Origin of the sequence: Desulfuromonas thiophila (assembly GCF_900101955.1) — a bacterium.
Lineage (GTDB): Bacteria > Desulfobacterota > Desulfuromonadia > Desulfuromonadales > Desulfuromonadaceae > Pseudodesulfuromonas > Pseudodesulfuromonas thiophila.
Genome location: NZ_FNAQ01000002.1, coordinates 304,145 through 316,582, shown reverse-complemented (window position 1 = coordinate 316,582; position 12,438 = coordinate 304,145). Strand labels below are relative to the sequence as shown.

The following is a 12,438-nucleotide window of genomic DNA, read 5'->3' as shown; positions in this document are numbered from 1 at the left end:
GTCAAGCGCGCGCGGTCTGTCTGGCGCGGCCCTGCTGTTTGTTGCGGTACATGCGCTTGTCGGCCAGTTTGAGCAACTCGGCTTCCGTCAGACCATCGTCGGGATAACAGGCATAACCAATACTGGCGGACAACGCAATATTGCGGCCCTCAACGCAAAACGGCATTTCAAACAGGGCCAGCAGCCGCTGGCGCAGGGCTTCAGCCGGTTTGTTGCCGGTCTGATCGAGCAACACGACAAATTCGTCGCCGCCCCAGCGACAGGCCAGATCGCCGGTGCGCAGCACCTGCTGCAGGCGCCGCGCCACCAGCACCAGCACCTGGTCGCCGGCGGCATGGCCATACTGATCATTAACGGGCTTGAACTGGTCGAGGTCGACAACCAGCAGGCAGAAGGCGACCGGCTGGGGCGCACGCACCAGCTGGTCGATGCGCCGGCTGAGAAATATGCGATTGGCCAGCCCGGTGAGGGCATCGGTCTGAGCCAGGCTGCGGATCTGCTCCTCTTGACGCCTGCGGTCGGTGATGTCAATGGCGAAATGCAGGTACAGATCGTTTTCGCTGTCATTGACCGGCCGCCAGCAGACCATCTCCCAGCGACCGTCGGGACTCTGCTGTTCCCGGATCTGGGGCGCGCCGTCCTCGCTCGGCAACGCCTGCTGGCAGCAGGGGCTGGACTCGCCGATGCGCACCCCCATTTCCAGCGCCCGGCGGTTGGCACTGACCACCCGCCGGCTGGAATAGCGCGCCAGGATGGCCGGATAGGGCAAGGCATCGAGCAACACCTGCTGAAACCGCTGTGATTCCTGCAGCTGGCGCTGGGCCTCGGCCTCGCGCTGTTTGCGTTCGGCCAGATCAAGGGCAAAGGCCAGATCGTCGCGCAGCTGTTCAAGCAGGCACACCCGCTCGGCGGTAAAGTAACCAATCTGATCGGCATAAACCTTCAGCGCACCCAGGGGCCGGCCATCGCAGAAAATCGGCAGGGCGGCCGAGGCGTGGATGCCGGCCTCGCGCGCCGCCACAGCCCAGGGCGAATCGGCCAGATCGCGCAGGAAATCGTTGGTCACCACCGTGCGCTGCTCGCGGATGGCCAGGCTGGTGGGGCCACGCCCCTCGGCGTAATCGGGATCGACACTGACGCGAATACGGTCGAGATAGTGCTGGCAGGCGGCGTCACCGGCGCGCGCCACCGGCTGCAGCTGGCGGCTGTCCTCATCCAGCCGGGCCACGCTGGCCATCTGGAACTGGCCATGGTCCACCACAATATGACAGATCTGCTCGTACAACTGCTGCGGTGTGGCGATGCGCATCATCGCCTGGTTGGCCGCACTCAGGGCACTGTAGAGATGGTTGCGGTGGTGCAGTTCGTGGCGGGCCTGCTGGCAGGCCGTCACCTGAGACAGCAGCTGCCGCCCGCCGGCCCGCAGCCCCCAGGCCCCCAGTGCCCAAATACCCACACAGGCCAGATTGAAGGCAATGGCTTTGGTAGCCAGCAGCTGCTCAATGGGCCGCAGCGGCACCTGTATGCTCAGCGCTGCCGGCACGGCCGCGTCGGCGTAGCCCAGATGACAGCCCTGACAGCGGGCGGAAACCGCCATGCGGTGCAACTCGCGGTAAAGCGGCCCCTGCCGCGCAGCGCAGCTTTGTTCCGCCAGTCGTCCTGTCGTCGACAGCGCGGCCAGAGCCTGCCGTTCCCAGCTGTCGGGGGCATTGGCGGTATTGAGCGGCACCGGACTGACCAGACGGCTGCGCACCCCATCGCGCGGCAGCAACGCCTGCACCTGGCTGAGCACCTGGGCCGGCGACAGCACAACACCATCCGCCAGTTGCAGCGAACCGTGCTGCAACGCCCATTTGCGCACCGTATCGCTGCGCTCCTTTTCCAGCACCGCAGCCTGGCGCGCCAGCAGCTCGACCTCGCGCCGTCCCTGCAACGCATTGAAACTCAGTCCCAGCAGAGCCAGCAGCAGCCAGCCCAGTTGCAGACACAGCAGAAAACGACGACTGAAACGCAGTTCCGTAACGATATCCATCGAACGATTATCCTTTTTCGCCAGGCTGGGTCATGGAATTCGAGCGGTCTCAATACAACGTTAAAACGGTTTTTTGTAAAGATTTTTTTCTGATTTTTTTCAGGATTTTTTGATCATTCCACCGCCCCAGCGCGGCCGCTGCGGGCAGCGCCGCCAGCCGCAACGGTCAATCGGCCAGCAGGCCGGCAAGAATTCAAGCCGCGCAAATCAATCAACAATTCCTATTTGCCCTATCAACCATCAACGTGGTATTGAAACGGCCGTTTAGACCTGTCACAACAGATGGAGAATAAAATGATGATGATGCGAAACGGGTTTTCCCGCCTGGCCAGCGCCGTCCTGGCCCTGCTGCTGGCCACGGCCATGCCGGCAAGCGCCGCTCCCTTCGAGGGCTATGTCGATCTGCGTTATCGCTATGAATACCAGCACCATTTCAACGCCAAAAACTATGGCGAGCAGCCGGCCAGTGGCGAGAGTTGTGACGGCTTCTGGCTGCAGCGCCTGCGGCTGGGCGGCAGCTGGCAACCCCATCAGCACCTGAAACTGGCGGTCGGGCTGCAGGATGCCCGGGTCTTTGACAGCGATCTGGACGAGGAAGGCTTCTTTTACAGCAAGAAAAACGACCACCAGAACAACGCCTACCGTGACGAATGGGAGTTGTACGAAACCTTTGTTGAAATCCGCGAATTGCCGACGCCGGCCTGGTCCATCAGGGTCGGCCGCCAGACCCTGGAATACGGAGACAACCGCATCTTCGGACCGGGCAGCTGGGGCAACAGCGGCCGCTACCAGTGGGACGCCGTCAAGCTGTCCTACAACCGGAACGCCCATTTCATCGATTTCATCTGGGGCGGCTACATCCTGCACGAACCAACCCAGCTGAGCCTGCGCCATCGCCACGCCGGCTATGGCGGCGGCGTCTACGGCCACTGGCAGCTGAACGAAAAAACCGTGCTGGAGCCCTTCTTCCTGATCAAGTACGACCGCCATGAGGACTACGGTTCGGAACAGGGCCAGTCCAAGGGTGATCTGCAGGCCTACAATCTGGGCGCACGGTTGGCAGCTCTGGAAGGCATCTGGTTCTACGACGCCACCCTGGTGCAGCAATGGGGTGATTCCGGCGCCGACAGGCTGCGCGCCTGGGGTGCCCATCTGCTGGTCGGCCGGCGTTTCGCCCACCTGCCGCTGCAGCCGGTCCTGAGCCTGGAATACAGCTTCGCCTCGGGGGACGCCGATCCCGCCGATGGCGAAAGCAACACCTTTCTTGGCGTGTTCGGTGCCCGCGACCGTATGTACGGCCGTTTGAATCTGCTCGACTGGACCAACCTGCACGATGCCCAGTGCAACCTGCATCTCAAGCCGCATAAGCAGGTCAAACTGCAGATCGAAGGTCACCGCTTCTGGCTGGACCAGGAAAAGGACGGCTGGTCCCTCAACAGCAGCCGCTACCGCGACAAGACCGGCAACAGTGGCCGGCACCTGGGGGATGAACTGGACCTGATCCTGACCTGGACTCTGCCGCCCCTGCGCGCGGTCAAGAAAGAAAATATCGAGCTGCTGTTCGGCTACAGCCGCTTCTGGCCCGGAGAATTCGCCGAAAAGCAGGCCGACAACAGTGCGGCGGACTGGCTGTTTGCCCAGATCAGCTATAAGCGCAAATTCTGACCAGGGCCTTCGATGCCTTCGCAAGAGATCTTTACCGCGCCCATGAACGGGTGCGTAAGAAAGCTATGGACAGATTTTTTGCGACTTCGACACATGAAATTAAAGGGCATGTCATGACGGACAAGGCAACATGCTGAGCAGCCGAATCGCACGACTGCTGGCACCAACCCTGCTGCTAGTGCTGCTGTGGCACCTGACGGCACTGGTCATTGAAGGCTGGCGCGGAGTGCCCTTCCCCACCCCGCTGGAGAGCGTGCAGCGCCTGGGCCAGTTGCTGCTGGGGCTGCCGCTGAACCAGCACAGCATCTACCGGCATATCGCCGTCAGCCTGCAGCGCTGGCTCGGCGCTTTCAGTCTGGCGGCGCTGCTGGGGCTGCTGTTCGGTCTGGCCGCCGCCCGCTGGAAAGGGTTTCGCCTGCTGACCGCGCCTATTCCACAACTGTTGCTGCTGGTGCCGGGCCTGGCCTGGATTCCCGTCGCGCTGTTGATCTTCGGCGTCGGTGAAGCGGCGACGGGCTTCATGATCGCCTTGACTGCCTTTGCCCCCATCGCCCTGGCCACCCGTGACGGCATCCGCCAGATCGATCCGGCCTATCTGCGGGCGGGCCGCATGCTGGGCGCCACGGAGCGGGCCCTGTTCCGGCAGGTCGCCCTGCCGGCGGCATTACCGGCTCTGCTGGCCGGAATGCGCATCGGCCTGGGCAACAGCTGGCGGGTGCTGGTGGCCGCCGAGATGGTGGTTGGCAGCGGCAGCGGGCTGGGATTTTCGATCCTAGAATCGCGCTGGAACCTCGATTATCCGGCCGCCATGGCCTGCATCCTGTGCCTCTGCCTGCTGGGCCTGCTGTTCGAACGCGGCCTGTTCGGCAGTCTCGAACGCGTCACCCTGCGGCTGTGGCGTGGCGCGCCGGAGGCCTGACATGCTGAAATTTGAACAGGTCAGCTATGGCTACAGCCTTGGCGGGCAACTGACGCCCGTGGTGGAAAACCTGTCGCTGGAGATTCCGGCGGGGCAGCTCCTCTGCGTGCTGGGGCCGAGCGGCTGCGGCAAGACCACACTGCTGCATCTGGCTGCCGGCTTTCTGCACCCCCAGCAGGGCCAGCTGAGCTTTCAGGGGCGGCCGATTACGGGGCCGCACCCCGAGCGCGCGCTGGTCTTCCAGGACGCCACCCTGTTTCCCTGGCTGCGGGTAGTGGACAATGTCGCCTTCGGACTGCGCCAGCGGGGTGTGGCCAGGACGGAACGGCGGCGGCTGGCCCTGCAGATGCTCGAACAGGTCGGCCTGGCCGCCACGGCCAACGCCTGGCCCATGACCCTGTCGGGCGGCATGCGCCAGCGTGTTGCCATTGCCCGGGTGCTGGCCCTGCAACCCGCCGCGCTGTTGATGGATGAACCGTTCAGTGCCCTCGACGCCAACAGCCGCGAACGCCTGCAGGATCTGCTGCTGCAGCTGTGGCAGGCCCAGCGCCAGACCCTGCTGTACATTACCCACAGCGTCGAGGAAGCCGCCTACCTGGCCGATCGGGTACTGATTTTCGGCCCAGCCCCCCAGTCTCTGCGGGCCGATCTGATCAATCCCGTCCCACGACCGCGCGACCGCAGCGCGCCGCAGTTGTTGCACTTCTGTCAGCAGCTGCGCCAGCAGCTGGCCCAGCTGCCTTGCTGCCTGGCGCCCACAATTCTTCGCCCGCACAAGGAGTTTCCACCATGCGCCTGATGGCCGTTAGTCTCGTTTTCCTCCTCAGCCTGACCGCGCCTTCATGGGCGACGGACAGCGCGCCGCTGCGCCTGGCCTACCAGAACCGCATCGGCAGCGTCCTGCCGCTGCTGGCCGACCAATTGGGTCTGTTTGCCGACCAGGGCCTCAACGTGCAGATCCAGCGTTTCAGCAGCGGTCCGGCCTGCTCCGAGGCGCTCTATACCGGCGCGGCCGACATCGCCACCATGGGCGACACCGCCGCCCTCATCGCCCTGGCCCGCAACATGCCGGTACGGGTGCTAACCAGCCATGCCAGCGGCGCAGGCCGTCACCGGCTGATGGTTATCGACCCGGCCCTGCAGCAGCTGACCGATCTGCGCGGCAAACGCATCGGCGTCAAGCTCGGCACCTCGACTCACGGCGGCCTGCTGGCCCTGCTGCAGCGCCACGATCTTGCCGGCGGCGCCGTTAAGCTGGTCAATCTGGCGCCGGAAACCCAGATCGAAGCCCTGCAGGCCGGCTCCATCGACGCCCTGGCGGCCAGTGAGCCCACCCCGTCCCAGGCCGAAAGCCAAGGAGCCCGCGAACTGGCCAATCTGGCTGGTGACGACAACCTCTACCCGATCCTGACCCTGGCCCGGCATGACATGGCACAGCGCCCCGAGCAGTTACGCGCCTTCATGGCCGCTCTGCAACAGGCGCTCGACTATCTGCAGCAGCAACCCCAGGCGGCCCGCCGCCGCGTGGCCGAAGCCCTGGGGCTGCCCGAAGCCCTGGTCGAACAGGCCATGGCCCGCCACCAGTACCATCTGCGCTTTGATGCGCCGCTGCGCGCCAGTCTGGAGCAAACCGGCCACTTCCTGCTGCAACAGGGACTGATTCCCCAGCTGCCGAATCTGGCGGCGGCCCAGCTGATCGTGCCGGCAGCGGCCAAAACGAACCAATGAGCTGATCCGGGAGTGCGCCAATGAAGATCGAACAGCTGCTGCTGCAGGGTTCCGGCCGATTTATCGAGGATCGTCTCGTCGTTCGCTCCCGGCAGCGGCTGTTCGGCGTGTTCGATGGCGCCTCCAGCCTGGTGCCACAGCTGTATCAGCAACGCAGCGGCGCCTGGTGGGCGGCGGAACTGGCCTGGCAAACCTTCTGTCAGCAACCTGATGACGCCCTGCTTGATCTGGCGCGACAGGCCAACCAGGACATCGCTCACCACATGACCCGGTTCGCCATCGACCGGCGCAATCCGTTGCATTGCTGGAGTACCAGCGCGGCGGTCTTCCGGCTGCTGCCAAACCACCTGGAATGGCTGCAATGCGGCGACTGCCTGATTCTGGCCATTGACCGGCAGGGTCAGGCCGAACTGCTCACGCCCTACAGCAACCACGACGCTGAAACCTTCCGCCAGTGGACAGCGCAACCGGACGAAACCCTGCCACAAATTCTGCAGCGACTGCGCCCCACCATCGAACGGGTGCGTCTGGGCATGAACCGCGATTATGGCGTGCTCAATGGCGATACGGCCGCGGAAGCCTTTTTCTGTCAGGGCCGCATCACCCTCGACAACATTCAGCACATCCTGGCCTTCAGCGACGGTCTGCTGCCGCCGCTGGCGCGGCGGGACGCAATGCCTGACTTCAGCCAGCTGGCGCGACTTTACCTGCAGGGCGGCCTCGAAGGACTGGGCCAGTGGGTGCGCTTCATCGAAGGACGCGATCCCCACTGCCACCGCTATCCGCGTTTTAAGTGCCACGATGATGTCGCCGCACTGGCCATCAGTCTGTAACTCACCGCTTGTCCAGATAACAAACGCTGCTACTCCCCGTCACCACCAGCAAGACCGCAAAAACCCCCGCCAGGCGGCTCGGCCAAGGCCGCCCAATAGCCCTGTTCCATCCGCCGAAAGGTTGTCTCCCAGCGATAACGCTCCAGCACCACAGAGATTTCCGCCGACAGCTGCGGTCGTGCCGCAGCGTCAGCCGCCCGCAGCAACTGCAGCTGACGTTGCAGTCCCGTCTGTAGCGCCGCGATGAAATCGTCCTCGGCCGCGGCGGCCGGCCGGTCGACGCCTTCCAACAACGGCAGACGAATGCGTTCAATCCGCTCATCAGCCACGCCAGCAAACAGGGCGCGGGTTCCCGGCAGCTCGGTTGTCAGCACATGACAGCCACAAGCCAGCGCTTCCAGCAGGATCAGCGGCAGCCCCTCATAGAGTGACGGCAACAGGCACAGGTGGCTGGATCGCAACAGTTGCGCCAGTTGCGCCTGACGGATGGCACCGTGCCAGCACAGCTGTTGCGGCCGCTGGGCCACCAGCTGCAGAATCTCCGCCTTTTCCTCGCCCTGGCCGTCACCGGCCAGATGCAGCTGCCAGTCCCCTTGCGGCAGCCCCAGCAACGCCCGCAACAGCCAGGGCACCCCCTTGGCGCGGCTGAGCTTGCCGGCATAAACCAGCTGAAGCGGGCCAACCGGCCGAGGCTGATCAGGCAGATAAAACAGCTGCTCATTGTAGCCGGAACCCACCAGCTCAATCCGTTGGGCCGCAATGCCATAGCGCCCGGCTATCTCCAGCTGCTGATCCGGATGCAGCGCATAGACCCGCCGCAGGGCACGGCAACCGGCAATTACCCGGTCGGCCAGGTGTGGACACAGCTGCAACTGACGCAGATCGGTGCCATGGCAACTGGCCACGATCGGCAGCTGCGGAAACAACCGGCAGGCCAGTGCTGTCACCAGCCACAGGTGCTGGGCATGAATCAGATCGGGCCGCCATTGACTGACCACCCGTTGCAGACAATCGGCGAAACAGGCTTCGTAACGCTGCAGCTCTGCCGCGGACAGATCACAGAAACGACAACTGGCATAAGGCATGACATCGCTCATGCCCACCACCGCATGGGGCAGATCACGCCCGAAATGCACGAAGCGGTGTCCCTGACAAGCCAGGCTGTCGTGCCACAGACTGCCGGCAAATTCTTCTGACACCCCGGCCAGCAGAAAATTTTCATGGCCAGCGCGGCGGGCATGGCACAGAGCCGCCTGCAAATAAATGCCACTGCCGGTGGCGGCCGGAACCTGGCTGATCAGATGCAGAATGCGCATCGCTTCCCCCTCCTCCGATAGGCTCAACAGAATCGGAATCATAAATGGGAGATATTAAAAAAACCAGCCAGGCGGATCAAAAGATGGCCCGCTTGCGGGCCGGGAAAGCGGCTTTTTCAGCGACAGCAACCAGCATGATAAGCAAAGCTTATACTGATGGAAGTTTTCCTTATAAAAAGATAAAAGATATCAATGCAATATCGGTTTAAAATCTGAATTACATATTGGACTTCAATACCATGGCAAGGATAGGGTAGCAACCGCTGCCACAGCTAATCATAGGATAACCCTATGGTTAAAACCCCTATCTTCAGGAAAAGGAGTCTACTATGCACAATCCCTGGAAACCCCGACTGGTTTTGGCGGGGGCGGGCCTGGCGCTGATTACGGCGCTTTGCGCCTGTTCGCAGCCAAGAACCCCTCTCAATGCCATTCTGCCGATTCCGGCGGAAGCCGAACTGGTCGGCAACGACAGCTGCTGCGAATGCCACGAAGCACCCGGCGAACAGTTCAGCCACAATGTCCACAGCCTGTTGGCCGACTTTGAATATGAAGCCAATGGCATTGAGGCTCGCGGCTGCGAGGCCTGCCATGGCCCGGCCAGCCGACACGTCGAAACGGGCAACCCCAACTGCATCCTGCAATTCGGCAAACTGGACGCCCTGCAATCCTCCGCCATCTGCCAAAGCTGCCACACCGCCGGCGACACCATGGAATGGCGTCACTCGATTCATGCCGGCCAGGGACTGAGCTGTACCGACTGCCACAGCATTCACAGCAACACCAAGGGGCTGCTGAGCAAACCGCAGGAAGAGCTTTGCCTCAGCTGCCACCAGAACGTGAAGGCCCAGCTGCACCTGCCGAACCATCACCCGGTAAAAGAGGGCAAGATGAGCTGCAATGACTGCCACAACCCGCACGGCAGCCAGACCCGCCCGTTACTGCGCACCGACGAACGCAAAAGCGAACTCTGCCTGACCTGCCACATGGATCAGGCCGGCCCCTTCGCTTTTGAACATGCCCCGGTCACCGAGGACTGCACCATCTGTCACAGCCCGCATGGCAGCGTGGCGGACAACCTGCTCAAACAGAATGAACCCTTCCTGTGTCTGCAATGCCATGAACTGCATTTCCACACCAACTTCCGTCCCGACATGGAAAAACTGGCCCGCTATGCCGCTGATGGCGTCGCCGGAGCACAGACGACCCTGAACACCATCAACAACAACGGCATTGATGACAAACATGCCATGCAGATGGCCATGATGACGCGCTGCAGCCAGTGTCACCCCAGTGTTCACGGCTCGGATCTCCCCTCTCTGTACACTCCCGGCGGCGGCAGCCGCCTGACCCGATAAGCGTGAAGGAGGTTCTGCCATGACAACGAAAAAACTGGGTATCCTGCTGCTTGTCCTGCTGCTGAGCTGGGCCGGACTGGCCGGCGCCGCCGATACGGCCAACGGCACGCTGGAACTGGGCTACACTGGCGTCAGCACCGATGACAGCCGCAATAAGACAGCCGAATATGAATCCACCGATTCCTCCGTTGGCGGCGCGCTCGATCTGAATGTCCGTTCCCAGGGCATCGGTGTCGAGCTGGCCGGTCGCTACACCGACGAAGAGGATCACGAAGCCTCGGCCCAACTCGACCTGCGTCGCGTCCTGCGCGGCAGCTATGACTATCAGAGCTTTATCCACCGCCTGCGCCATGATCTGCTGTTCGAGGAAAAAGACCACAAAATGAAGGGCACGACCAATGCCTTTCCCCAGAGCATCGAGCACTGGAACGGCACCGGCGCGCCCGTCGACCCGGATTACGATATCTATAACGGCGTCATCGCCGCGAATGCCGTGCCCATGATGATGGAGAATGGCGCTATCGGCCTTGAAGGGCTGCAGACCGCCACCTTCAACGATCTCGACCAAGGCCGCGATTATCTGATCGAACGACGCCAGCACAAGGCCAGCGCCCAGCTGCAACTGCCGGCGTTCCCCAATCTGGTGCCGGAGGTGCGTTTTTCCCGCGATGAAAAGCATGGCTGGAAACAGGCCACGCTGATGACCGGCCAGTGCACTCCCTGCCATACCGTGGCCGTCGGCCAGAAGATTGACCAGGTCACCGAAGACGTCAGTATTGGCGCCACCTTCAAAAAAGGCGGCCTGACCGCCAGCTATTTTCATACCGAGCGCACCTTTGACAACCGCAGCGACGATTACGCCCATCAGGGCCTGGTCGACAACGCCTACTGGTACGATACGATTGTCAAGGGCAGCTACACCAACACCTTCATGTCACGCGAACTGTTTGAAAACGACTGGCAGGAAATCGGCATCACCGCCGACAGCGAGAAAAAGCTCGACACGGTCAAACTGCGCTATGACGCCGATCTCGACACCACCCTGTACGGCAGCTACGTCAGTGCGACAACCCGCAATAATTACAGCGATCTGGAATACGACGCCGACACCCTGTTCTTCAGCCTGACCAATCGCAGCATCCCCCATCTGCGCCTGAAAGCCTACGGCAAGCATTACAAAATCGACGGCGACAGCCTCTACGTTGATCTGACCGGCTACAGCAACAATACTACCATCACCTTCGACAGCAATGGCCTGGGCACGGTACCGGTTTCCTATTTCAACTATACCCGGCCCTCGTCGTTAAGCCGCGATGTTCTTGAAACCGGGGTGGAAGCCTCCTACTTCATCAACAGTGGCTACAGCCTGACCGGCGCCTACACCTACAAGGTGGTTGATCGCGACAACGACACCTTCAAGGAATACGACAGCACCGACCTGCTGGACGAGGGCTATCTTGAAGACGAAACCACCCTTTATCACAAGGTGGAGCTGAGCCTGACCGGTCGGCCGACCAGTCAGATCAACCTGCACGCCAAATACAGCTATGAAAACGCCGACACGCCCTTCAGCTATGCCAATGGGCTGGGGTACAACGATCTGCGCACCAGCGGCTGGACCATCCTGCAAGACGGCGCGCTGATCGAAACCCCCATCGATACCATGATGACCAACTCGGCATTTTATCAGATTCTCCGCAGCGGCAACCGCACCACCTCTGGCAGCAATGTGGCGGAAAACAGCCATCTGATCAAAGCCAGTGGCACCTGGGCACCGGCGGACAGCTTCTCCCTCAGTCTCAACGGCCAGTATGGCTTTGAAGACAACAATCAGGCCGACAACGACTGGCAGCGCCAGAGCTGGTCGACGGGTATCAGCCTGTTCCTGATGCCAACAGAGAAATGGACCCTCAGCCTGGGTTACAATTACCAGCAGAGCCAGACCCGCAGTACCTACGCCACTGCCGTCTATGTCGGTTGCTTCTCGGAAAGCATGGGCGAGCAGATCGCCTCGGTTTACGACGATGTCGACTATGACAGCACAGCGCAGGTGCTCTATCTGTCAACCACCTTCCAGGCAACCGACAAGCTGACCCTGACCGGCGATATGACCGCCACCAAGGCCGATGCCCGCCTCGGCACACCGAACTTTGGCGACAATATCATTTATCAGAACTTCGTCGACGTCGCGGTCTATGGTGAAGCTCTCCAGCTGCCGTACACCCAGACCATCATGACGAGCTACCTTGACTACAGTGGCTCCGATACCTATTCGGAACTGCAGTACGAGACACTGGACCTGTCCCTGGGCGCCCAGTACCGCATTTCCGAGGCCTTGAGCCTGGGAATCAACGCCCTGTACCGCTGGGTTGAAGATGGCGAAGCCTATCTGGGCGACGACTACGACGGTGAACTCTACCTGCTGAACAGCTCTTTGAGCTACCACTTCTAGACCGCAAAAAACCCTTCAACCCTGAATGGCTTCCGGGATTTTGCCTCCCCTGGACGCCTAAGCCCCCCTGCATTGGCAGATGCAGGGGGGCTTTTTTGCCTCTGCCGTATCGGCACCCCTCTTTGCACGGCGGGA

Annotated in this window: 10 protein-coding genes; 8 read left to right on the top strand and 2 right to left on the bottom strand. The window is 61.9% G+C overall.

Features of this window, described 5'->3' with window-relative positions; genetic code table 11:
* Position 1 precedes the first annotated feature (1 nt).
* Positions 2–2,032, bottom strand: coding sequence for a diguanylate cyclase domain-containing protein (locus tag BLR80_RS03780; RefSeq protein WP_092076403.1), 2,031 nt, complete (start codon positions 2,030–2,032; stop codon positions 2–4).
* Between the two features lie 294 nt (positions 2,033–2,326).
* Between BLR80_RS03780 and BLR80_RS03775 the strand changes: the two genes are divergently transcribed.
* The 5 genes from BLR80_RS03775 to BLR80_RS03755 all read left to right on the top strand — a co-directional run bounded on the left by BLR80_RS03775 (position 2,327) and on the right by BLR80_RS03755 (position 7,177).
* Entirely contained in the window at positions 2,327–3,697 is a 1,371-nt protein-coding gene (locus BLR80_RS03775) for an alginate export family protein (protein ID WP_245691323.1), read from the top strand.
* Between the two features lie 130 nt (positions 3,698–3,827).
* Positions 3,828–4,616 (top strand): ABC transporter permease, encoded by a 789-nt coding sequence (locus tag BLR80_RS03770; protein ID WP_092076401.1) that lies wholly within the window; start codon positions 3,828–3,830, stop codon positions 4,614–4,616.
* Position 4,617: 1 nt separating this feature from the next.
* Positions 4,618–5,415: an ABC transporter ATP-binding protein gene (locus BLR80_RS03765; RefSeq protein WP_092076399.1), complete on the top strand. Its 798-nt coding sequence runs from the start codon at positions 4,618–4,620 to the stop codon at positions 5,413–5,415.
* A complete protein-coding gene (locus BLR80_RS03760; protein ID WP_092076397.1) occupies positions 5,406–6,344 on the top strand; it encodes an ABC transporter substrate-binding protein in 939 nt (312 codons plus the stop codon). The genes BLR80_RS03765 and BLR80_RS03760 overlap by 10 nt, the downstream gene beginning before the upstream one ends.
* 20 nt (positions 6,345–6,364) lie before the next feature.
* Positions 6,365–7,177, top strand: a complete 813-nt coding sequence (locus BLR80_RS03755; RefSeq protein ID WP_092076395.1) for a protein phosphatase 2C domain-containing protein — start codon at positions 6,365–6,367, stop codon at positions 7,175–7,177.
* A gap of 29 nt (positions 7,178–7,206) precedes the next feature.
* Here BLR80_RS03755 and BLR80_RS03750 read toward each other — a convergent pair whose 3' ends face one another.
* Entirely contained in the window at positions 7,207–8,493 is a 1,287-nt protein-coding gene (locus tag BLR80_RS03750; RefSeq protein WP_171906300.1) for a glycosyltransferase family 4 protein, read from the bottom strand.
* Positions 8,494–8,537: 44 nt separating this feature from the next.
* Between BLR80_RS03750 and BLR80_RS12865 the strand changes: the two genes are divergently transcribed.
* From BLR80_RS12865 to BLR80_RS03740, 3 genes are all read left to right on the top strand, one after another.
* The gene (locus BLR80_RS12865; RefSeq protein ID WP_171906299.1) at positions 8,538–8,702 is read left to right on the top strand and encodes a hypothetical protein; all 165 of its coding nucleotides are present in this window, start codon (positions 8,538–8,540) and stop codon (positions 8,700–8,702) included.
* 120 nt (positions 8,703–8,822) lie between these two features.
* Positions 8,823–9,851, top strand: a complete 1,029-nt coding sequence (locus BLR80_RS03745) for a GSU2203 family decaheme c-type cytochrome (protein WP_092076391.1) — start codon at positions 8,823–8,825, stop codon at positions 9,849–9,851.
* Positions 9,852–9,870: 19 nt separating this feature from the next.
* Positions 9,871–12,303 carry a GSU2204 family CXXCH-containing (seleno)protein gene (locus BLR80_RS03740; protein WP_092076389.1) on the top strand — a complete coding sequence of 811 codons (2,433 nt, stop codon included), beginning with the start codon at positions 9,871–9,873 and terminating at the stop codon, positions 12,301–12,303.
* Positions 12,304–12,438 lie beyond the last annotated feature (135 nt).

Bases quoted from the DNA above. Each gene is read 5' to 3' on its own strand.
- BLR80_RS03780 (WP_092076403.1), bottom strand. From the start codon at position 2,032: ATGGATATCGTTACGGAACTGCGTTTCAGTCGTCGTTTTCTGCTGTGT.
- BLR80_RS03775 (WP_245691323.1), top strand. From the start codon at position 2,327: ATGATGATGATGCGAAACGGGTTTTCCCGCCTGGCCAGCGCCGTCCTG.
- BLR80_RS03770 (WP_092076401.1), top strand. From the start codon at position 3,828: ATGCTGAGCAGCCGAATCGCACGACTGCTGGCACCAACCCTGCTGCTA.
- BLR80_RS03765 (WP_092076399.1), top strand. From the start codon at position 4,618: ATGCTGAAATTTGAACAGGTCAGCTATGGCTACAGCCTTGGCGGGCAA.
- BLR80_RS03760 (WP_092076397.1), top strand. From the start codon at position 5,406: ATGCGCCTGATGGCCGTTAGTCTCGTTTTCCTCCTCAGCCTGACCGCG.
- BLR80_RS03755 (WP_092076395.1), top strand. From the start codon at position 6,365: ATGAAGATCGAACAGCTGCTGCTGCAGGGTTCCGGCCGATTTATCGAG.
- BLR80_RS03750 (WP_171906300.1), bottom strand. From the start codon at position 8,493: ATGCGCATTCTGCATCTGATCAGCCAGGTTCCGGCCGCCACCGGCAGT.
- BLR80_RS12865 (WP_171906299.1), top strand. From the start codon at position 8,538: ATGGGAGATATTAAAAAAACCAGCCAGGCGGATCAAAAGATGGCCCGC.
- BLR80_RS03745 (WP_092076391.1), top strand. From the start codon at position 8,823: ATGCACAATCCCTGGAAACCCCGACTGGTTTTGGCGGGGGCGGGCCTG.
- BLR80_RS03740 (WP_092076389.1), top strand. From the start codon at position 9,871: ATGACAACGAAAAAACTGGGTATCCTGCTGCTTGTCCTGCTGCTGAGC.